Source organism: Bartonella sp. MR110HLJHH, assembly GCF_042194225.1.
Taxonomy (GTDB): domain Bacteria; phylum Pseudomonadota; class Alphaproteobacteria; order Rhizobiales; family Rhizobiaceae; genus Bartonella; species Bartonella grahamii.
Genome location: NZ_JBHIMQ010000002.1, coordinates 229,153 through 250,381, shown reverse-complemented (window position 1 = coordinate 250,381; position 21,229 = coordinate 229,153). Strand labels below are relative to the sequence as shown.

General features: G+C 40.2%; 16 protein-coding genes. 2 read left to right on the top strand and 14 right to left on the bottom strand.

Annotated elements, in window-relative coordinates:
* Positions 1 to 167: 167 nt before the first annotated feature.
* The 8 genes from ACFIKB_RS03075 to ACFIKB_RS03040 form a co-directional block, all read right to left on the bottom strand.
* On the bottom strand, positions 168 to 863 hold the full coding sequence (locus tag ACFIKB_RS03075) for a hypothetical protein (RefSeq protein ID WP_375652798.1): 696 nt from the start codon (positions 861 to 863) through the stop codon (positions 168 to 170).
* 82 nt (positions 864 to 945) lie between these two features.
* On the bottom strand, positions 946 to 2,064 hold the full coding sequence (locus ACFIKB_RS03070) for a N4-gp56 family major capsid protein (protein WP_375635640.1): 1,119 nt from the start codon (positions 2,062 to 2,064) through the stop codon (positions 946 to 948).
* 240 nt (positions 2,065 to 2,304) lie between these two features.
* Positions 2,305 to 3,078: a hypothetical protein gene (locus ACFIKB_RS03065; RefSeq protein WP_375635639.1), complete on the bottom strand. Its 774-nt coding sequence runs from the start codon at positions 3,076 to 3,078 to the stop codon at positions 2,305 to 2,307.
* Positions 3,079 to 3,385: 307 nt separating this feature from the next.
* Positions 3,386 to 5,227 carry a portal protein gene (locus ACFIKB_RS03060; protein WP_375644530.1) on the bottom strand — a complete coding sequence of 614 codons (1,842 nt, stop codon included), beginning with the start codon at positions 5,225 to 5,227 and terminating at the stop codon, positions 3,386 to 3,388.
* Positions 5,227 to 6,588, bottom strand: a complete 1,362-nt coding sequence (locus tag ACFIKB_RS03055; protein WP_375635637.1) for a PBSX family phage terminase large subunit — start codon at positions 6,586 to 6,588, stop codon at positions 5,227 to 5,229. Before ACFIKB_RS03055 ends, ACFIKB_RS03060 begins: the two co-directional genes overlap by 1 nt.
* 703 nt (positions 6,589 to 7,291) lie before the next feature.
* A complete protein-coding gene (locus ACFIKB_RS03050) occupies positions 7,292 to 7,483 on the bottom strand; it encodes a hypothetical protein (protein WP_375652796.1) in 192 nt (63 codons plus the stop codon).
* The gene (locus tag ACFIKB_RS03045) at positions 7,476 to 7,613 is read right to left on the bottom strand and encodes a hypothetical protein (RefSeq protein WP_375647317.1); all 138 of its coding nucleotides are present in this window, start codon (positions 7,611 to 7,613) and stop codon (positions 7,476 to 7,478) included. The genes ACFIKB_RS03050 and ACFIKB_RS03045 overlap by 8 nt, the downstream gene beginning before the upstream one ends.
* A 13-nt stretch (positions 7,614 to 7,626) precedes the next feature.
* On the bottom strand, positions 7,627 to 7,953 hold the full coding sequence (locus ACFIKB_RS03040; RefSeq protein WP_375639170.1) for a hypothetical protein: 327 nt from the start codon (positions 7,951 to 7,953) through the stop codon (positions 7,627 to 7,629).
* A 1,123-nt stretch (positions 7,954 to 9,076) separates the two neighbouring features.
* On the opposite strand from ACFIKB_RS03040, the gene ACFIKB_RS03035 reads away from it, so the two are divergent.
* Positions 9,077 to 9,448, top strand: coding sequence for a helix-turn-helix domain-containing protein (locus ACFIKB_RS03035; RefSeq protein WP_375639156.1), 372 nt, complete (start codon positions 9,077 to 9,079; stop codon positions 9,446 to 9,448).
* Positions 9,449 to 10,727: 1,279 nt separating this feature from the next.
* On the opposite strand, the gene ACFIKB_RS03030 is transcribed toward ACFIKB_RS03035, so the two are convergent.
* The 5 genes from ACFIKB_RS03030 to ACFIKB_RS03010 form a co-directional block, all read right to left on the bottom strand.
* Positions 10,728 to 10,871, bottom strand: a complete 144-nt coding sequence (locus ACFIKB_RS03030) for a hypothetical protein (RefSeq protein WP_375652795.1) — start codon at positions 10,869 to 10,871, stop codon at positions 10,728 to 10,730.
* Between the two features lie 527 nt (positions 10,872 to 11,398).
* Positions 11,399 to 11,794 carry a hypothetical protein gene (locus tag ACFIKB_RS03025; protein WP_375652794.1) on the bottom strand — a complete coding sequence of 132 codons (396 nt, stop codon included), beginning with the start codon at positions 11,792 to 11,794 and terminating at the stop codon, positions 11,399 to 11,401.
* Positions 11,795 to 12,768: 974 nt separating this feature from the next.
* Positions 12,769 to 12,891, bottom strand: coding sequence for a hypothetical protein (locus tag ACFIKB_RS03020; protein WP_375652793.1), 123 nt, complete (start codon positions 12,889 to 12,891; stop codon positions 12,769 to 12,771).
* A 164-nt stretch (positions 12,892 to 13,055) separates the two neighbouring features.
* On the bottom strand, positions 13,056 to 14,291 hold the full coding sequence (locus ACFIKB_RS03015; protein WP_375652791.1) for an MFS transporter: 1,236 nt from the start codon (positions 14,289 to 14,291) through the stop codon (positions 13,056 to 13,058).
* 538 nt (positions 14,292 to 14,829) lie between these two features.
* Positions 14,830 to 15,099: a DNA polymerase gene (locus tag ACFIKB_RS03010; RefSeq protein WP_375652811.1), complete on the bottom strand. Its 270-nt coding sequence runs from the start codon at positions 15,097 to 15,099 to the stop codon at positions 14,830 to 14,832.
* 1,902 nt (positions 15,100 to 17,001) lie between these two features.
* Here ACFIKB_RS03010 and ACFIKB_RS03005 point away from each other — a divergent pair.
* Positions 17,002 to 17,373, top strand: a complete 372-nt coding sequence (locus ACFIKB_RS03005) for a helix-turn-helix domain-containing protein (RefSeq protein ID WP_375652790.1) — start codon at positions 17,002 to 17,004, stop codon at positions 17,371 to 17,373.
* 417 nt (positions 17,374 to 17,790) lie between these two features.
* Here the strand turns inward: ACFIKB_RS03005 and clpB are convergent, their stop codons facing one another.
* Positions 17,791 to 20,370: an ATP-dependent chaperone ClpB gene (gene clpB / locus ACFIKB_RS03000; RefSeq protein ID WP_375652789.1), complete on the bottom strand. Its 2,580-nt coding sequence runs from the start codon at positions 20,368 to 20,370 to the stop codon at positions 17,791 to 17,793.
* Positions 20,371 to 21,229 lie beyond the last annotated feature (859 nt).

Here is a 21,229-nt window from a genome sequence, read left to right as displayed (position 1 = left end):
TAAAATTCAACAAAGCACACAACCTTAAGTTGATTAACACGTCGAAAAAAAAGATACCATAAATAATGGCATACCCAGCGCCATCCACCAGCCCTTCACCATCAATCCCCAGCGCTTATCCAACCATAAGGGACAAACCAGCCATAAACGATTTGGAACAAAGCCTTTTAAAAACTCATTGGGCGAATCTTTGAGGAACCTTTTCGGCGCGATGTTTCAATGCGCAAAGCTTGAAGCTGTTCTTGAAAATCTCTGAAAGAAACGGCGGCATATTCAGGATCTTTAAGAATATTTTTATAAAGTTCATATTTTGCCCGTGCTTTAATAAGATCAAAAGCATAAATCAACCAAGGATTATCGTTTTCTTTCAGCTGTTCATCGGCAAAATGAACAGGAGCATAAGAAAGCTGCATAGTTTCCACATGTTCTGGTGTTGGAAAGAGTCCTATTTTTTGATCAAGGCACGTATAAAAGAATGGCGTTCCTAGCGCAGGATGCATACCATATTGTTGATGCAACACTTCCAAGGGCTTAAAGAACAACTTTGTTGGTGTTGCATTCTTTGTTGCTAAAAAGACGCCTTCCAAGCTCTTTTCTGATTCAATAAAAACTCCCTCTTCTTGCCCATACCATGTTTTACCACTTTGTGTTTTAAAGGTCCTTTCTCTTTTTTCATTAAAGAAAAAGGGTTCGCATTCACACACACGCAAAGCCGTAAAAATTGAATCTTGAATTTGCAGGGAATATTCCGCTGTTGTATCGTCAATTTCATCTTGAATAAGCGCGACCATATAAGCAAAAGTTTTAGAATGGTCTGAATGTGTAAGGTTTAGATTTTTGGGATCAGTGTATAAAGTGGTCATAATCCTGTCCTTTTTCTGGAAGCATTTTAAATTTTTCCCCCAACAGATCCCTCTTGTTGGGGGAAGTTAGCAAACATTCGCTTTAAGCAGGTGCTCCATAAGTTGGGATGACAATAGTGCCAAAATCCTGAGCCCCTTGCGTACTTCCTGGCAAGGTAAAGCAAGTTTTTTTCATACCCATAATGGTTTTTGCCGCGACCCCGAATTCTCTTTCATAGTCGAAGAGTTCTTCCACCAATTTATAGCGTGTCGCCCCTCGATCTTTACCAAAAGCAATCACAGCACTCTGCGCACCAAGTAGAACAGCACGACGCACATTTGGTACAGCTTTATTTGCCGTCCCAGATTCAACTCCTTCGGTAATATGTTCAGCTTCGCGCAAAACCACACCATTATACATGCCCAAAGATCCATCATAGAGCGGATTTTTGATACGACTTCCACTATAGATTGCCTTGGTAATGTCGAGCCATTGCCCCGCATCTGTATTGGTTCGCAATTGCGTCACTTGGGTTGGATGTAGATAAAGCACATAGACATTTTCCCCATCAATCCGCACGGGTCTAATTTTGGGATTTGCCAATTTAGCCCTTTCGACAGCTTTATCAATGAGCTTAAGATCAAAAACATCGTTTGATTTTAAATCTTCATCTTTTGTTTTTCCATTAGGGCGCACGATGCGTTTATCGGTTGGTGCCGTTGGTGCATTAAAACCATAATGGACAGGTTTAAGAGTAATCGTACGTCCCTCAAAGTTAATAGCTTTTGCAGTATATCCACACACTTGAATGAAGAACATCATACTCAGACGATCTGCATACCAATCAACCAAACCATTTTTTGCCTCGGTACGCAAATCATGGAGAATTCGTTGTTGATCAATCGTTCCCTCATTTTTGACACGCACAGCATGAACGAGTTCATTAATTGCCAAGCGATCATTGAGAAACTGTAAGGCTTCTTCATTGCCTTCCAATGTCTGCCCTTCACTCACCCCATCGCCTAGCAACTGCACACGCAAATTAAAGCTAATGGCATCCCCACTTGCTTTCGTGGTTTCATCCTTTAATTGTACGATACTGTTTGAATCATTTCCAATCAACGGTGCAATCGGAATTGCTTTTGAGACTTCTTGGTTTAGTAATTTAGACCATGTGCGCACTGCCATTGGGTCATTAAGTCCGATATAAGTTACAGTCATTTTATCCTCTAAAAGTTTTATTGACATAAAAAACCCGGCAAAGCGCCGGTTGTTAAAACACCACATTTCATTTCAAATGGTGAATAGGTTGTTCGTGTGTTTTATCTAATTTCTGTTAGCGTCTGCCTCCCCCTTATAAGAGCTCTCCTCACCACATCCGTGCTTTGAGAAATCCCCCGCATTCCCTGCGCTAAAAACCTCTCACGTTCTCTGCAAAAAACACCCCCCGCATTTTTATTTTTAAAATTCTCTTCCCCCCATTAAACGATTAAAAGCAGCTTTATTTTTAGGATCAGAAACCCAAGCGCTAAACTCTGCTTCTGACATTTTATCAAGCATCTCCAAAGAAATCGGCCCATTTGGCGTCAAGCCGTTATAAGCAGCAAGTGTACGTGCAGAATTGTGTCTTTCCTGTAAATTTTCATCCATGTTATTGGGAACATTTGTGTAGCCAATTTTTTGTGCAATAGAGTAAATCACTTCAGCCGGATTTTGATTTTTTTGCGCACAATCGCGCAAGATCTGCTTCAACTCATCGCCAATCAACGCATCAATATTTTTGGGATCTGCCATCTCAGGATAGAGCGAAGCGCAAGCTGCTAACTGTTTAGCCCGCGTTTCATAAATAAAATCAGCTGCTTGATCAAAATCATGATGCTTTTGTTTAACACTTGCAACAGACTGCTGAAAAAACGCATGCAACTGTTCTGCTTCGCGAGCCAGAGAAGGTTGTTGTTTTTCATTAACAAGTCCTTGTTTTTGGAGTGTTTTTCCCAACCATTGCATATAGCCCATAAAGTCTTTTTGCGGATCTGGCGGAGCATCTTCTCCCCCTTGAACCTCTTTTCCAGCCTTTTGCGAAGAATACTGTTTTTGATGCGTTTGCCCTTGAAAATTATCTTCAAGAGTTTTTTCTTCTCTTCCAATTTCACCGTCTTCTCCCTCTTGTGTTGAGAGCAGATAATCCTGTTTCAATTGGTTTTGTTCTGCCGGCGTTAAGTGTTCTTGATCCATGACATTAGCCTTCTCTTTTTTTAACAATAAAATTAAATTTTTCAGATAAAACAGCCTGAGAGCATTTATCCCCTCAATGCTTACCCATCTTTTGGCTCCAACATTCCCCCCACATGGCTCCCCCACCATGACGACAAGACTTCTATCGAACATTTTCCCCAATACACACTGTCCAATAAAACAGCTCTTCTGAGATAAAGAGAGGCGACATTGCACGACATAAGCAACATGGGTAACTATGGAAATTGTTTAGATAAGCAACTTCTGATAGATGAAATTCATCTGAAAGAGCGCATCATAAAGCATCCTATTGTTGAGCCTTTACTGTCTGCAACATCTGCATTATCTGCTCTGTTCCCATATTACCCCCCATCTGCGCTGAGGCATTTTGCTCTTCTTGAAGAGAATTTTGCGCCTTTATCGCAATTTTATGAATGAGTGAGGCTGGTAAAGGTGAATAGCGTAAGAGATCAAGCATAATCTCAGGCGTTGCAAAATTTTGCATCAAAGGAAGCAGTTGCATAATCAGTGCAAAAGTACGCTCTTTTTCATTAAGACTTGTTGGCGCATCATCAACGACAATATCATATTCCAAACTTGTCACCATTTCGCGTGTCAGTGGAACATACTGGGCATTTTCATCACCAGCAATACGGACCAGCCGCCCATCGGACAGATAATTTTGAATAAGATAGAGAATAATTTTCCCCTGTCGTTGCCGATATCGACGCAACCCATCAAAAAAGGAAGCCAAAAGATTAAGTGACGATTGTCGCCGTTGTTGTTCAAGAACGCCAGGCTGATTGACAGCTCTTGTCCCAATAAATTCAGAAGACAACCCCGTCACCTGTTCGAGTGCGCTCTTTGCTTCATTAAACAATTGGAAAAACCCTTGCGGAAATTGTGCCACGGGTTTAGGCTGAATTCTTCCCCCAGACACAGCACCACTTTTCAACCAAGTAATACTATCGGCTCTAGCCCAACTCTCGAGGGCTTGTCGATCATCATCAAAAGCATCGCGTTCTGCCATAATTCCGCCTTTTGATTGGCTATTGAGCAAATGCATCACTTGACTAAAATATTTGTTTGCCCACCGTTGGGGATCTTTTGTAGGGCGCACAAGTCCGTAAAAGTGCCGGCTTAACTTATCAAAAGTACCGGTAATACATTCCCATCCCAATTGATTGTGTGGGACCAAGGGCTTATCAGGCGCTTCGAGCAGCTTTCTGCCCAAAAATGCCCGTTTGACAATTTTTCTGTTCAACCTTGTTGCTTGAACATGAGGAAAGGTTTTGCTTAAATTTTGGAAATCCTGCTCTGAATAATCGATAAACTTTCCACTTTGAGGCTCGAGAACTTTATAAATCACCTCGCGTTCAAACCAGCGACATTCTACCAATGTCACCATTTTAGGACGTTGATAGGTCCCTCCCTCTTCCCACTCTCCCTGATATCCCCTCTCAGCTTGATAACTTTGTGTCATCCCATTGCTGGATGAATGTAAAAAACTCTGATGTTTAACCCAATCAGCATTAAGATCACTCCAATGAACATTAGGAAACATTTCCTGAGCCACAGCAAGAGGTTTTTCATCAATATACCACAAGCGTTGTGCATCAATAAGATTAGGCTTAACAGCACTTGCATCCCACACCATTTTCATAGGGTCCAGCCGCGCAATAATTGGTTTTCCTTGTGGATCTTCTTCATAATCAAGGCGTGTATCTGTCCACCCCATTCCGCAAATAATTGCATCTTGAAAGGCATCGGAATCTTCGTATTCCCCATCGGCTTCATCACGAAACCACTCAGCTGCCCCTGTCAGAATCTGGTTTGCAAAGGCTGCTCCTTCTTGTCGTGGAATAAATTGAACTTGTCTTTTATTATTGCGCTCAGCCCCAATCACGGCATTAATTAAAGGTGCAATACGGTTAAAAGTCATGACCGGTCTGTTTTGTTCGTGCAAGGCAGCCAAGTCTTGCTCATTCCATTGCCGTCCATTATAAAAATCGTAATCTTCTTGGGCATTTTTTCGCCATTTTTCGACATGGGCAATATCATCCTGATACCACCCCACGAGTTTTTTAAAGAGTGCTTGATTTTCAAGCGTTTCGATTTGATCAAAAGAAGAATCTGTAGAAATATTCATTAAAAAGCCATCCATGAAGTTTGAGAATGGTGAAACGAGCGATAAGGTTTTTTTCGCGCTCTAGCATTTGGTTGTTCATAAGCCACACACATCAGTCCAAAGGCATCGGCCCCATGGCTAGCCCAATCATGTTCAGCCCCTAGTCCGATATTGCGCTGTTCGTCGCGCTTTTCATGATACCAAGCGAGTGCTTTTCTGCCCGCACATGTCGTTTCACGATTAAACCATAGTGCAGGAAACAATCGCCTTACGGCTTCGATACGCATTTTCACAGCGCCTGTTCCTTGATTAGGAATCACTTTAGTTTGAAACCCAGCTTGTTGAAGGGCACTTTCAAAACTCACATTATAAACACGATCTTTTGTTGCGCCATCATGGGGCAAAACCATGAGAGCCTTTTCATATCCCCTTTGAAAGACCCAGCCCACATGCTCTGAGAGAGGCTGTCCTTGGGCTTCATAATAATCGAGCACTCGAATTTCCCGTCCAATAAATTGCGCAACCCACAATGCGGTAGCATCAGCCTTTGCTCCTGTTCCCCCGATATCCCAAAAGATTCTCACCTGCATCAAAGGATCACGTGGAACGGTGGTAATCCGCCCTTCCATTTCAGCTTCGAGAAGACATTTCTGATAATAAGCCCCTTGGACAGCTTGGAGATATTCGCCTTCCCAAATATGGTTATACTGCTCTGGTCTTTGCTGCAAATCGTCCATTCGATCACGATTGAGTTTTTCAGGAAATTGCGGATTATCACGCCAATTAATTTCTGCCCCTTTGATATGAGGATTATCGACATTTCGGAAACGTTTTTCCACAGGTGCATTTTCATGGCACGGGTTCCATGTGACCCATAATTCTGCATTCCAATCTTTTCCTTCTTCGCGCAAAGTTGGAATGAGGGTTTGCCAAGCAGTTTCTGTCACGGGCTCGGCTTCATCGACCCAACAAAGGAAAACGCGCCCCATTGATTTAATACTTGCGATATTGCGATCAAGCCCAGCAAACACATAGACAATCCGTCCATCTTTTGATTTAATATACTTATCGCCAATGTCATAATAGTCTTGTAAAAAAGGATAAGATTCGATAGCGCGTTTAATTTCTTCCAAAGAACTGTCATTGAGAGAATTTTGAAATTGCCTTGCACAAAGAATAATCCCGCGTTCTCCAGCCATTCCATGGCGATATCCCACAACAGCCGACATCAAAGCAAAAGAACGTGTTTTTCCAGAGCCCCGTCCTCCCCAAGCGGCTCGCACATCTGCTTTTCCAGTAAAAACAGGAATAAGCTTTGGAATAAGAGCCACTTGAGCCGTTTTCTGCTCTATTTTTTGAGAAATTTTCTGAACAATTTTCATTATAAATTTTCATACTTTAGCAATAATTGCGCTTCACCCTTTTGCTTATCCCAAGTTTAATTATCCCAGAACAATTGAAGGAAAAGAGAAATTGGAACGAAAAACGCCCTTCTCAAAAGCAGCGCTTTATCTTCTCTTCATCCTAATACGCAATGAATTTCACTTTTTCGCATGAAGCCCCCCCTTGGACCGCATTGACCACATTGACCCCGCATATACACGATATGCGCCCCCCAAGGGTCCTTAAATCCCAAGGGTCCCTATTCCCCCATCACCACCCCTCAAACACCGCGCCCTGTCATCCCCCAACCAAAGGCACGGCATCCCCCCACCAAATCATAGCCTCAACACATGGCTCTCAGGCATATCCAAAGCCCAACATCCTCCAATATCATGCCTCTCAAGCTTCCCCAATCCTCACACTTGTCTATCCCCGATACCCCCACCAAAACACATGCATCCCGCAAGCATAATACTTCTCTCAAGTTTCACGCCCTTCGCCCATCAAAACACTATCCCATATCCACCACACAAATACCCTGCACCAAATCTCCTCCAACACATGGCTCTCAGGCATCATTCACCCAAGCCAAGTATCACGAGCACCTACAAAGACGATAAGCCTCCGCTTCAATCCCCTCAAGACAAGCAATCACCAAAGCCGCCCCCTTCCAAGATGTCACCCCGCATCATCCACCTCAGCCTAACATTTTTCAATATCACAAACCTCCGTTGCTGAAAAATCACGCTTCTCCGTTTCGATATTTTTTGCATTCACTGGTACAATCTCGATACGCGAAACTGTTTTTAATATCTCCACACCTTCAATAACGAGAAAAGACCAAACCTTTACAAAAAATCCAAAACAGTAGATAATATCACGCCCTCTAAGCATCGTACCTCTCGAGTATCACCTCTTCAGCACACGCCCCTCTGTCATCGCCCATAAAAGCCGGCGTCCCCATAAAGCCAAGCCCAAATATCTCCCCCCGAAATATTCTGCTCTCCAATAAACGCCCAAACATCACAGCCCCCTCTTCAAGCCTCCGTTGCTGAAGGATCACGCTTCTCCGGTTCGATACTTTTTGCATTCACTGGTACAATCTCAATACGCGAAACTGTTTTAACCTCCCCTTCTCCAGTCCCCTGAAGAGGCAACACTTTTGCAAGCAGCGAAAAAAACGGTACGGGATTATTCAGAGCATGATACTGAAGATAAGACACCAGCCCATCTTCACCATAGTGATAGCCCGCCTGCTCCGCCGCTGTCAAAAGAGCTTCATTAAATCGCTTTGTTGTTTTATTCAAAGCCCCTTTTTTCCGCCCTCTTCGACGTAAGGGAAGACAATGTTCATCTACCATCATCATGTTCCTTCCAACTAAAGAGAAACCAAAACCTCAAACACAAAAAATGACATGAAAATCAGGAATGAAACCTCAAAAGCAACCAGCAATTAAAAAAATGGGACACACCCTAAAAGATAAAAAACACGCACAAAGCACAAAGCCTCTGCTCCTTTTTTACAGATCAACGTTTTTACGCTTTTACATCATTACAGAACAAAGCCAAATGAAACTCCCAAACCATTACCCCGCATCGCTCTATAAACACGGGTCTGTCAACAATCTGATTTCTCGTCTATCAGATTCCCCTGCTGATTATTTCATATGGCTATCCCACACTTCAAAGATTGGTGTTTCATCAAACACGCCAGATAAGCTCTGATCTACAATTTGACTTCAAAAAGCAAATTTTCCTCTGCAGGATAAAGCTTCCACCCCGCACCGGTTTTAAACTATAATCCAACCTCTTACCCAATAAATTCCCCTACTAACATCAGATTACCGCCCCCAAACATCCCTATTTTACAGTATAACCGTATAGCAAACATTTTAATTTTCTTGCCAATCTTCTGAAACTACTTTATTGATGAGCTTGTGTTTTTGATCGTCCACGCAACGGTCAAATAGGGATTTGAAAGCCCGAAAACTCAAACGTTAATTTACCCCACTTTGTAGGTATCTCGGAGTTCCGGGAGTTTTTGCTATGTCCAAGTGCTTGTCAGCACTAAAAGCAAAAAGCTGATTCGAGTTCAGTATTTTCAACCTCCCGGAATACCAATGCGAGGGCGCTCGCCCCCAGCGGGGGGCTTAAAGTGCCAACTAAAAATCCAGATTTCGCACTTTTTTAAAAAGTACCCAATCTTATAGTCTTTGAAATTATTTTGATTTTTCTTGCCAATCCCTTGAAATTACTTTATCACTCAAAGGATATTTTGGTCGTCTACGCAGCGATCAATAAGGGATAGTAAAGCCCTAAGCTCTAGCGTAAGAATGAACCCACTTTGTGGGTGTCCCGGGATTCCGGGAGTTTTTGCTATGTCCAGGTGTGATAAGCACTAAAAGCAAAAATGCTGACTAGAGCTCAGTACTTTACTACTCCCGGAATACCAATGCGAGGGCGCTCGCAACCGGAGGGGAGCTTGAAGTGCAAATTAAGAATTCACATTTCAACGACATTTCAATAGGTAAAAAAATCCGTCACAGACGCATTTCAATGGGGCTTTCTCAAAAGGAATTAGGAAGCCATTTAGGTGTCAGTTTCCAACAAATCCAGAAATACGAAAAAGGCTCCAATCGTGTAAGCGCAGGGTGTTTGCTCGAAATTGCTAAAAAACTAGCAGTTCCTATTACCTTTTTTTATACTGATATTTTTGCAGAAGAAGATATTCCCACAAAAGAAACTCTCCTACAGCGTGATCAATACACCTATAGCGAAAAAGAACACGCACTTTTGAAAAACTTTAGAGAACTCCAGCCGAAAAAACAAAAAGCAGTTTTGTGGTTGATTTCTGATTAGACAAAAGCACACCTATCGACATCCCTCGCCAATATCCCCCTCTGCCTAAAGCCTTGCCCGCCTGATACCACCACATCTCAAAAAACGGTTTACGGCACCGGTTTACGACATCATAGGATGACAAACTTCACAATAGGATAACAAACACCAAAACCTTGGAAAAACATCCCCACCCCTCTCACAGAATCTTATCAAGAGATCTCTTCTGATTTAAACGCACAATTCCGATTGTATCATTATGATACCTTTTTACATTTACCTTGTCAAGTTTTTATATTTTTCTTTTTATATTTTTGTGTTTTTCTTTAAGGGAGCCACATCCCTCAAAACACCTCTCTTGCAAAACGCCGTTCCAGCAAAACGCCTCTCATAAAAAACACAATGTCCAAAACAACAAGAGCTAAAATAGGATTACCCCTAAATAGTATTGCCCCTAATAGGATTTCCCCTCTAAATAGGATTACCATTGTATTTCTCATTCACCCACTTATTAAAAAAACATCTCTCAATGCTTCTCACACCCATTTCACGGATATCCCCCATACAAATATAGACGCAAATATAATTGTTAAATTCCGCATAGAATATAAAAGCCAACCACGATTTTTCTCTCTTCACATCTCTTCACACATCCCCTCTTTACACATCCCCCTTTCAATCTGTTCACAGCTATTCCCAAACTCTCCTCTCCAACCAACGCACGAACAGCACTCTTCATTTCCCCTCCAGTTTGCATAACTCTTCGCCTCATCCCCTCCTTCTCACCACTCCATACCATAACAATATATTGATTTATAAGAAATAATTTAGCATTATTGATACTGATTGAGAGTTCCAAACATCGTAAGATTCTCTCATTTCAAATCTCTCCCATGTTGAATCAATCAAAATCATTCGCTTGCACGTCAAAAGCAAGGAGAGCCCGTGTGGATAAAAAACGATTCAGAAAGGAATAAAAATGGCTCTTATGAACCGTCTCAAGTGCCAAGGGCTGTAGCCAACACCCACGAGCTAGCAAATATAATGATGATACCGGCTTGCTTCTTCACAAGCGTAAAGATAGGAGTGCTCAATGGATTTATCATTATACCATGACAAAAAACACGCACAATATATAAATCCACAAATCCTCCGTATCACTTTTACAGATTCACATTTTTACGCTTTTACATCTTTACAGAACGCAGCCAAATGAAACTCCCAAACCACCACTCCGCACCGCTCTGTAAACACGGGTCTGCAACAATCTGATTTCTCGTCTATCAGATTCCCCTGTTGATTATTTCATATGGCTATCCCACACCTCAAAGAAGACTGTTTCATCAGACAAGACAAATAAGCCCTGCCCTAAAATATTCCCCCCTTTCTCTCCTATCACACACTTAACACCCCTCTTCATCCCAGCTTTCTCCGCTCCATTCACAAACGCGTCCCCCTAGTTCTCTGACCACATTCCATGCCATGATAAAAGCATACACAAAGCACAAATCCCCCGCCTCACTTTTACAGATTCACATTTTTACGCTTTTACATCTTTACAAAACGCAGCCAAACGAAACTCCCAAACCACCACGCGACAATTTGATAAAAACAAAACACCCTTCAACAATCTCAAACAACAGATTTCCGTAAAGAGTTCATATGAATTTGATTGTTTAGATCTGACTATTAAATTGGCATATAGAGCTGTAGAACAGAAAGTAATTTTCTATAAGACAGAAATGATAAAAGCGCTATATAACTGAGACAGAACATGAAGAATTGCGAACAGATAAAACGATACCTCTTTTCATTACAATACTGAAATTGTAAACGAGACGACTGGTAATTGTCAGCTGAATATATAATTTTCACATCTGTAAATTTTTATTGATTAATTCAATCCCAACATTTCCCCTGAAACACATTTCTTCATTATCTACTTCTTTGAGACAAACCGGCAAAGGGGTTTCATCTATTATAAGTACGGAAATAATAACGGGTTACTCCAACCTCATCATAAGAAACCATAGACAGAATACCTGTCTTTATTGGCATTATTTGATAAGTCAAGATTACACCATTTTGCTGTTTGTTTGGTTGATCTGTATAGATCACGTTATATCTATTCCGTCGCAAGAGATCAATAAATACAGGAGTAAAGTTGTCTTCTGTTTTATTTTTTTTCACAATAAGTGTTGTTGTAGCGGGCGGTAAAGGTTTTTTAAGATTACGGACAAAATCGTTAGCAATTAATTTTACATCATCTTTCGTAATATTTGGACTGACATAATTTGATGAATAATTACTCATAGATGCACAACCAGCCACCAAGACAAGAGGCAACGGAAATAAATATTTAGACATCTAGACTTCCCCTATAAATTGTATTTCCTTTTTTGAGAAGCTCCTACACAAGAAATAAGAGCATCCTTTCTAAGAATAGCATTAACAACATACTGCTTTACAATCAAACATTAGTTAATCAATTTCTCACTTGTAAAAGAACAACCACCATCTCTAATAGTACTCAAAGCTTATGCTTAACATAAAAAATATATATGTTAAAAGTACACAAAACATATGTAAAGAATATAGTATACATATACTATATGTATACTTATTTTCATGATTTTCTGTATTACATATTATTTAAGACAGATTTATCATTAAAGAAGCACAAACATTGGATGACTTTCCAAGCAATAAAAATGATATTTTTTATCCCCATAACATTGAAATTATCACTTGCTCGAAGAGTAATTATTGTTTGAATATTTAGGTTTTTACGGGCCATTTAGATCCCGACTTCCCCACTATCTACCAATTTGTACCGATATTGTTTCTTTTGGTTTTTCATTTACGCTCATCATTAGCTATTTTATGTGTTTTTTGAGACAATTGTGAAGCTCTACCCCAAAACAACGAATGAAATTTCAAAACACCACGCAACAATTTGATAAAAACAAAACACTTCACAACTTAAATTCCACTGGCAAGCTTATCCCCACCCCTTTTCATTCTTTCTCCATCCCAAGGAGGGTATCTACCCCTCACACATCATCCTTCATCCCTTCGCACCACCACCTCTTATCCACACTCTCCTAACCTATCCATGCGCACTCTCTTCATCTTCTATTCCCCCTTTTTCCCCCCCATTATACACTTAACAACTTAACACCCCTCTTCCTCCCAACGTCCCCCTCCATTCAAGAAAACTCTTCCCCCAATCCTCGCACCACATTCCACGCCCAAAAAAGCCCAACGTGACCAAAAACACGCACAATATATAAATCCACAAATCCTTCGCTTCACTTTTACGGATTCACATTTTTACGCTTTTAAGTCATTACAGAACGAAGCCAAAGGAAAGGTTCACCACCCCGCGCTGCTCTATACACACTGGTCTGTAAACGAACAAAGCTTTTTGCCCAGCCAATCCGCTCCCCACAGTCTTCAGACACCCCTCCTCAAACGACAGGACTTCATCAGGCTCAATAAATCAAGCCCTGCCCTCAAATATTCCAGCTTTTCACTCCCCCCTCAAAGAGCGATGTTTTTACATCATGAACAGGATAATTAACGAACCGTCTTAGAAAAAAGAAACGGCATGGAGATATTAAATATATCAATGGTCGTCATCGACTGTCGTGTTAAGAGATGTTATATCTTTATTTTTCTTAATTTTTACAACGCCAATCATTCCCGTGGAAATAATTAATGCAGACATAGCTAAAAAGGAGCTTAACAATCCCACGAGTGCAAAAAGTCCAGCAATAAAGCCAGACACTGCTTCCGCAGAGTTCGCTAAAGTTGAAAAAGTTCCAAAACTCTTACCAAAATCTTCACGACGAGAGTATAATTGAATAGCTGAGACTAAACTAATATCCACAAATGCACCAATAAATCCTAAAACAAATGCTAACACGAGAAGGAGTTTTAAATAAAGTTCTGCAGCTAAGGGCATAACAAACAGAATAACCCCATAAAGAAGCCAAAATACCATGAGTTTCAACGATGTAATCTTGAATATAATTTTATGATATAACAAACCACCAACAATAGTTCCAACAGCCATGAGAGAAAAAATATAACTAACAAGGCTTTCCTCTCCCCCTATAGAGAGGACAAAAGCTGGAATTAAAAATCTTAAAATTGCACCAGTAAAGAGAATAGCAAACGACGAGCCAACGAGCGTAATAAATAAATTATTATTTTCTTTAGAAATATATTTAAGATAGGAAGCTGTTTCTCGATAAATTTTTATAAAATTGAATGATTTATTCTCGCTTGAATTTAAATTCATGAGATTAAATAACACTATAATAGATATAAAATAGGTAAAAAAATCAAAAATGAGTACTGCCGATTTATTTGCTAAAAAAAGCAGTAGGGAACAAACTAAAGGACCCATGACGGATGCAGTTTCCTCTATAATTTGTGCAATGCTATTGGCCTTTGTCAGATCCTTTACTGAGAACATTCTGGGAATAGCAGCTTGAAAACTTGGTTGGAAAATACTTCTTCCTATCGTTGTACATATTGCTGCGAAAATAAGAACAATAATATGTGCAGTCCCTGTTATAGTGGTTATAAAAACGAATAATGAGGCTAATAATCTAACAAGTTCACTTAAGATTATATTTTTCTTCAAAGAAAAATTATCAGCTAACCAACCTCCTATAGGACCAAAAAAGAGAAAAGGGATAAATCGAAAAAAATACACAAGACCTGTAAAAAAGATGTTATCTGTTAATTCTAAGACCAGTAAAACAAAAACAACTTCATAAGCATAATCACCAACTTTAGAAATAAAGAGAGAGGAAAAAAGAGCTAAAGGACTCTTTTTTAAAAATAAATTCATATCAACCATCCGATATTAAACTTTTCTACAGTTAAAGTTGCACTCCCTTCAATACAATTGGTGATATGAACTTCAAAAGAGTTGTTTACTCTAACAAATTGCTTAATAAGTTAAGTGAAAATTTTTAAAGAAATACTCCTCTTGATATAAGCATTTAGACCAATATCAAGTAATATATTAATTTTTCTTTCTTATTTGCTTTAAAAAAGAAAGAATGTAAAAATTATGAGATCAAAATCTGCTATATTATTATATTGACTTCCAGCCCACATCTCAAAGAATGAAAATTCCCAACCAGCACTGGTCTACAACCCCACTTCAAAAAGCAGCTTTCCCCACAGAACAAAGCTTACACCCAACCGCCCCTCAAACGACAACACTTCGTCAGGCTCAACAAATCAAGCCCACTCTCCTCCTATCCATGCGCACTCTCTTCATCCTCCATTCCCCCTTTTCTCTCCCATCACACACTTAACAACTGAACACCCCTCTTCCTCTAAACTTCCCCCTCCATTTATGAAAACTCTTCCCCCAATCCTCACACCACTCCATACCATGACCAAAAACACGCACAATATGAATTTGTGAATATTTCGTCTTTTTTGTAGATAGAATTACTTATAGGTAACAGTTTTAACATCATAGCTGGGTACATACTGTTAACATCATATACTTCAATTCCATTATATATATATGTCCCCATTTCTTGATTAAAAAAACAAAGCCCACCTTTATATGCATTTCTTAATATCTCATCATCATTTAATTCTAAAGTAGGTGTTAAAAAGTTGCTTTTGTAATTCCCGATAAATTTTTCATTACAGGGCTTGGTAAAGTATCGTATTTTTTTTAAAATATCCTTTTTTAATAAAATGTCTTTTAACCATATCTTTTATGATATCATCTTTAGCTTTTGAGAAATTATTTTTTTAAATCAGTCTTTTAGAACTTCTATCTTTAACAATATTTCTGTTTAATTTTGTTATTATATTTATTGTAGTGAATTAACTGATTTTCAGTTTCTGGATACGCTTTACAATAAAAAGCACTATTTGGAATTAATTCATTATATTTATGGGCACGAACAGCAAAGTTTTCTTTTTTTGTTTAAACTTTTTTTCTGCTTGCCATTTTTTTAATTCTCTGCTAGCTTCACACACATTCTTAGTAGTGACGGTTTCCGAAGGTACGAATTCCTCCATCGCCTTTATATCTATAAAGTACTAAGATGTGAATTTGCATAATTTATAAGATGTTTTAAATTTTGTAAGTTTGATTTTTTTGACATTGTTTCCCCAATGTTGAGAATTTTTTCCGCTTTTAAAGCCCTCTGTTACAGCAGAGGGCTTATTTTTATGTTAATGTAATTATAGCTCCTGCTTTTTCTTGTAATAGATTAATAAATTTTTCAGTGTTAAAATATCTGTTTAAAATTTCATAATCTTTAAACTCATAAGTTTTTTGTTTCTGGATTAGAAAATTGAACTTGCATTCTTATTTTAAAGTCAAGTCTCATTAGCAATACCGTGTATTTTATTACATAGTAAGCTCTATTATTGTTACTAGATTTAGTTAATTTTACTGATAAATTAGACCCATATTTTGGCTGGTAGTTCCAAATTTAGAGACAATATCAAAAAAAATCTCGAATAGCTGTTCTTGCTATAACAAATATAACTTTTTTATCATCAAAATATAGAACTGTTTGTACAGTATTAGTCTTTTTTCTGTACTAGGAAATTCTGCTTTACTAGCTGAATAACCTAGTACTTTAAATTTAAAATCATCTTGACTACACATAAATCCACAAATCCCCCGCTTTGCTTTTACAGATTCACATTTTCACGTTTTTACATCTTCATAGAACGAAGCCAAACGAAACTTCCAAACCACCACTCCGCACTGCTCTGCAAACGAACAAAGCTTTTTGCCTAGTACCCTTAAACTTCAAATCTCCCTCAAACAACAGCACTTAATCAGGCTCAACAAATCAAGCCCTGCCCTCAAATATTCCAGCTCTTCACTCCCCCTCAAAGAGCCGTGTTTTACGGCGTAATAGAATAGAAAATTTTTGATTTTTCTTGCTAATCTTCTGAAATTCCTTTAACTTAAAGTGTAATTTTGATCGTCTACGCACCGATCAAGAGGGATTAAAGGTCCTAAGCTCTAGCGTAAAAACGAACCCGCTTTGCGAATATCTCGGAATTCCGGGAGATTTTGCTATGTCCAGGTGCTTCTCAGCACTAAAAGCAAAATGCTGATTCGAGGTCAGTGCTTTCAGGCTCCCGGAATACCAATGCGAGGGCGCTCGCCCCCAGCGGGGGGGCTTGAAGTGCAAACCAAAAATCCACATTTTATCGACATTTCTGATTAAGCAAAAAACGCGATTTATAATCCATATTTCGCACTTTTTTAAAAAGTACCCAATCTTATAGTCTTTGAGATTATTTTGATTTTTCTTGCCAATTTTCTGAAACTACTTTATTACTTAAAGTGTAATTTTGGTCGTCTACGCACCGATCAAGAGGGATTAAAGGTCCTAAATCCGAGCGTAAAAACAAACCCGCATTGCGGGTATCCCGGAATTCCGGGAGATTTTGCTATGTCCAGGTGCTTCTCAGCACTAAAAGCAAAAAGCTGACTCGGATTCAGTACCTTTAACTCCCGGAATACCAATGCGAGGGCGCTCGCAACCGGAGGGGGGCTTGAAGTGCCAACTAAAAATCCACATTTTATCGACATTTTGATAGGCAAAAGAATCCGTCATAGACGCATTTCAATAGGACTTTCCCAAAAAGAATTAGGAAGCCATTTAAGCGTCAGTTTCCAACAAATCCAAAAATATGAAAAAGGCTTAAATCGTGTAAGTGCCAAATGTTTACTGGAAATTGCCCAAAAACTAGATGTCCCCGTGAACTTTTTTTATGCAGACCTTGCCACAAAAGAAGATCTTTCAACAAAAGAAACTCTCTTACACCTTGATCAATGCACCTATAGCGAAAAAGAACACGCACTTTTAAAAAACTTTAGAGAGCTCAAAGCGAAAAAACAAAAAGCAATCTTATGGTTGATTTCTGATTAAGCAACAGCGCAACGATCAACATTATTCCATTCATATCCCCCCTAAGTCACATTCAAACCAGCTCCCCACACCCCCTCAAAGAGCAATATTTTACGGCAGATAAACGGCATTTCTCTTTAACGCTTTTACGCACAAAGCAATAAAGCAATAAAGCAATAAAGCAATAAAGCAATCCCGCTTGTGACTTCACTCATTACATTGCAAGAAAATAGTTTTCACTACAAACAGAAATAAAAGAATCCTACGATATTCGAGAACACTCATTTAATATGCAAAAACACCGACCACTCCCTTTGCTTTGCAATAAAACACCCGCTGTCTCATCGTGAATTTTTCTAAATCAGCACGCCTCAAAGAGCGGTGTTTTATCACACAATAGGATTATCACCGCCCTTTATAGCGTGAATTTCTTCAAACTTAATCTTCAGGCAAAAATTCCAACCGATCACCTTGTTTTATAATTTTCACCGTTGTTTCATCGTGAATTTTTCCAAACAAGATATTTTCCGCCAGTGGGTCTTGAATTTCTTTTTGGATAATCCGTTTAAGCGGACGTGCACCATAGAGAGGATCATAGCCTTTATCGGCAAGAAATTTCCTCACCTCTGGCTCGATTTGCAAAGTTATTTTGCGTTCATTGAGCAAATTTTGCAAATGTTCTATCTGAATATCGACGATCGCTTCCATATCGTGGCGTTGCAATCTTTGAAAGAGAATAATCTCATCAATACGGTTTAAAAACTCCGGACGAAAAGCCGCTTTGACGACATTCATGACATCATTTTTTGCCTGATCAGTTGTTTGTCCTTCAGGCAAAGCGGTTAAAAATTCAGCGCCAAGATTAGAAGTCATAATCAGCAAGGTATTACGAAAATCAACGGTACGTCCTTGACTATCGGTCAAACGTCCCTCATCGAGCACTTGCAACAAGAGATTAAAAATATCAGGATGTGCTTTTTCAATTTCGTCGAACAGAATGACCTGATAAGGTCTTCTGCGTACGGCTTCGGTCAGCACGCCTCCCTCTTCATATCCAACATATCCAGGCGGCGCCCCAATAAGCCGCGCCCCAGCATGTTTTTCCATATATTCAGACATATCGATGCGCAACATGGCATTGGAGTCTTGGAAAAGAAAAGCGGCCAGAGCTTTGGTTAATTCGGTTTTTCCCACACCAGTAGGACCCAAAAACATGAAAGAGCCAAGCGGACGATTGGGATCTTGCAACCCTGCGCGCGCGCGGCGTACAGCGCGAGAAACAGCTTGAACAGCCTCTCCCTGACCAATCACACGTTTGCTAATTTCATCTTCCATCCGCAACAGCGCCTCCCGTTCTGCCTCCAGCATTCGATCAACAGGAATACCGGTCCAGCGTGAAACAATCCGTGCCACATGTTCAGCAGTGACCGTTTCTTCAACGAGATGATTTTGTTGGTCATCATTTTCAGCGATGCTCAATTGTTTTTCGAGTTCAGGGATAACACTATAAGCGAGCTCTCCAGCTTTTTGGAATTGTCCATCACGCTGTGCAATAGCCAAAGCATTGCGTGCTTCTTCGAGTTGTTTTTTCAAATCAGCAGCATGCCCTAATTTTTGTTTCTCAGCCTGCCAAGCCGTTGTCATCTCAGCGGACTGTTGTTCCAATATTTTCAGTTCATCCTGCACGCTTTTCAAACGTTCTTTTGCTGTTGGCTCGACATCTGTTTTCAAAGCTTCACGTTCAATTTTCAACTGTAAAATACGCCGATCAAGTGCATCAAGTTCTTCCGGCTTTGAATCGACCTGCATCCGCAACCGTGCCGCCGCTTCATCGATAAGATCAATAGCTTTATCAGGCAAGAAACGATCCGTAATATAGCGGTTAGACAAACGCGCCGCCGCAATCAAAGCACTATCTGCCAAGCGCACTTTGTGATGTTGTTCATATTTTTCTTTAATACCGCGCAAAATAGAAATAGTATCCTCTAAAGAAGGTTCAGGCACAAAGACAGGCTGGAAGCGGCGTGCAAGAGCAGCATCTTTTTCAACATATTTTCGATATTCATCCAAAGTTGTAGCCCCCACACAATGGAGTTCTCCGCGTGCGAGAGCAGGTTTTAGCAAATTGGAAGCATCCATAGGTCCATCGGATTTTCCTGCCCCCACGAGATTATGCAATTCATCAATAAACAAAATGATCTGACCATTTTCAGCTTGCACCTCTGCCAGCACCGCTTTGAGGCGCTCTTCGAATTCCCCACGAAACTTTGCACCAGCGATAAGCGATCCCATATCGAGCGCATGAAGCTGTTTATCACGCAAAGTTTCAGGCACATCACCATTAACAATGCGCAATGCCAACCCTTCAACGATAGCTGTTTTCCCCACCCCTGGTTCACCGATCAGTACAGGATTATTTTTGGTACGCCGTGAAAGCACCTGAATAGTGCGGCGGATTTCCTCTTCCCGCCCAATCACAGGATCAAGTTTTCCTTCACGAGCATCTTTTGTCAAATCACGAGCATATTTTTGCAAAGCATCATATTGGCTTTCGGCATGGGGGCTTGTTGCTGTTTTTCCCTTCCGCAAATCATTAATAGCCTGATTAAGCGCTTGCGCTGTCAAACCACCCTTTGTTAAAATATCAGCGGTTTTTGCGGTCTTTTCCATGATCAGTGCTTGCAACACACGCTCCACAGTCACAAATTGATCACCGGCTTTTTTCGCCAGATCTTCAGCCATGTTAAAGACTTTTGCCAACGGCTGAGACAAATAGAGCTGTCCATTTCCCCCTTGCACTTTTGGCAAAGCATCAAGTGCTTCGTTAAGCGCCTTTCGAATAAGAGTAAGATCACCACCCGCTTTTTGGATCAGTGATGCCGCCAACCCTTGAGAATCATCTAACAGCACTTTCAACAGATGCTCCGGCATAAATTGCTGATGATCAGAAGAGAGGGCACTATTTTGTGCTGATTGTAAAAAACCTTGCAACCGTTCGCTATATTTTTCCAAGTTCATTTTTTTTCCTTAAATCTCAAGCCACCGCCGCACTTTAAACTCCCCCAACATTCCACAAAAGAGACATCTTCAAAGGATCGACTAATCCCCACAAAACACCGCAAATGATGCCGCATGAAGAAGAACCGTAGTGCTAAAAAGAATATGGGTCCTCACAAGCCCTATAGCAAGAGGGAGAGAAAGGCGCACTGCCATTATTTAAATAAAAACTGCAACTCCCCTATAACCCCACCATCACAACCCCACCATCACAACCCCACCAGCACAGCCCCACCAGCACAGCCCCCACCAGCACAACCCCACCATCACAACCCCACCATCACAACCCCACCAGCACAACCCCACCATCATAACCTCACCATCACAGCCCCACCATCACAACCCCACCACCACAACCTCACCAGCACAGCCTCACCATCACAACCTCACCATCACAGCCCCACCATCACAACCCCACCACCACAACCTCACCAGCACAGCCTCACCAGCACAGCCTCACCATCACAACCTCACCATCACAACCTCACCATCACAGCCCCACCATCACAACCCCTCCAGCACAGCCTCACAAGTAAAACCACAACATCAGTACATCATTATTAATGAATTGAATTTAAATGAAAGCAAATACACCTTTTGATTTTTAAAAAGCGTATTTTACGACATGTAGTTAAGAGTGAAATAAAAAGTATTTATTATATTTTCTATTTAAAATAGATTAAATATACTTATATTTATGGAATCATTTCAAATTTATTAAATGAAATTAGGTTAATTTGTACAGTAAAGTAAAAAATATTCTTATAATTATTCTATTTTGTCTCATAAGCAAGCCAAGCTACGCTGTTTTTGCTGGTAA

Excerpts from the sequence above, each read along its gene's own strand:
- ACFIKB_RS03055 (WP_375635637.1), bottom strand. The coding sequence starts at position 6,588 with ATGAAAATTGTTCAGAAAATTTCTCAAAAAATAGAGCAGAAAACGGCT.
- ACFIKB_RS03075 (WP_375652798.1), bottom strand. The coding sequence starts at position 863 with ATGACCACTTTATACACTGATCCCAAAAATCTAAACCTTACACATTCA.
- ACFIKB_RS03060 (WP_375644530.1), bottom strand. The coding sequence starts at position 5,227 with ATGAATATTTCTACAGATTCTTCTTTTGATCAAATCGAAACGCTTGAA.
- ACFIKB_RS03045 (WP_375647317.1), bottom strand. The coding sequence starts at position 7,613 with ATGTTTGGGCGTTTATTGGAGAGCAGAATATTTCGGGGGGAGATATTT.
- ACFIKB_RS03070 (WP_375635640.1), bottom strand. The coding sequence starts at position 2,064 with ATGACTGTAACTTATATCGGACTTAATGACCCAATGGCAGTGCGCACA.
- ACFIKB_RS03025 (WP_375652794.1), bottom strand. The coding sequence starts at position 11,794 with ATGTCTAAATATTTATTTCCGTTGCCTCTTGTCTTGGTGGCTGGTTGT.
- clpB (WP_375652789.1), bottom strand. The coding sequence starts at position 20,370 with ATGAACTTGGAAAAATATAGCGAACGGTTGCAAGGTTTTTTACAATCA.
- ACFIKB_RS03050 (WP_375652796.1), bottom strand. The coding sequence starts at position 7,483 with ATGCTTAGAGGGCGTGATATTATCTACTGTTTTGGATTTTTTGTAAAG.
- ACFIKB_RS03015 (WP_375652791.1), bottom strand. The coding sequence starts at position 14,291 with ATGAATTTATTTTTAAAAAAGAGTCCTTTAGCTCTTTTTTCCTCTCTC.
- ACFIKB_RS03040 (WP_375639170.1), bottom strand. The coding sequence starts at position 7,953 with ATGATGGTAGATGAACATTGTCTTCCCTTACGTCGAAGAGGGCGGAAA.
- ACFIKB_RS03065 (WP_375635639.1), bottom strand. The coding sequence starts at position 3,078 with ATGGATCAAGAACACTTAACGCCGGCAGAACAAAACCAATTGAAACAG.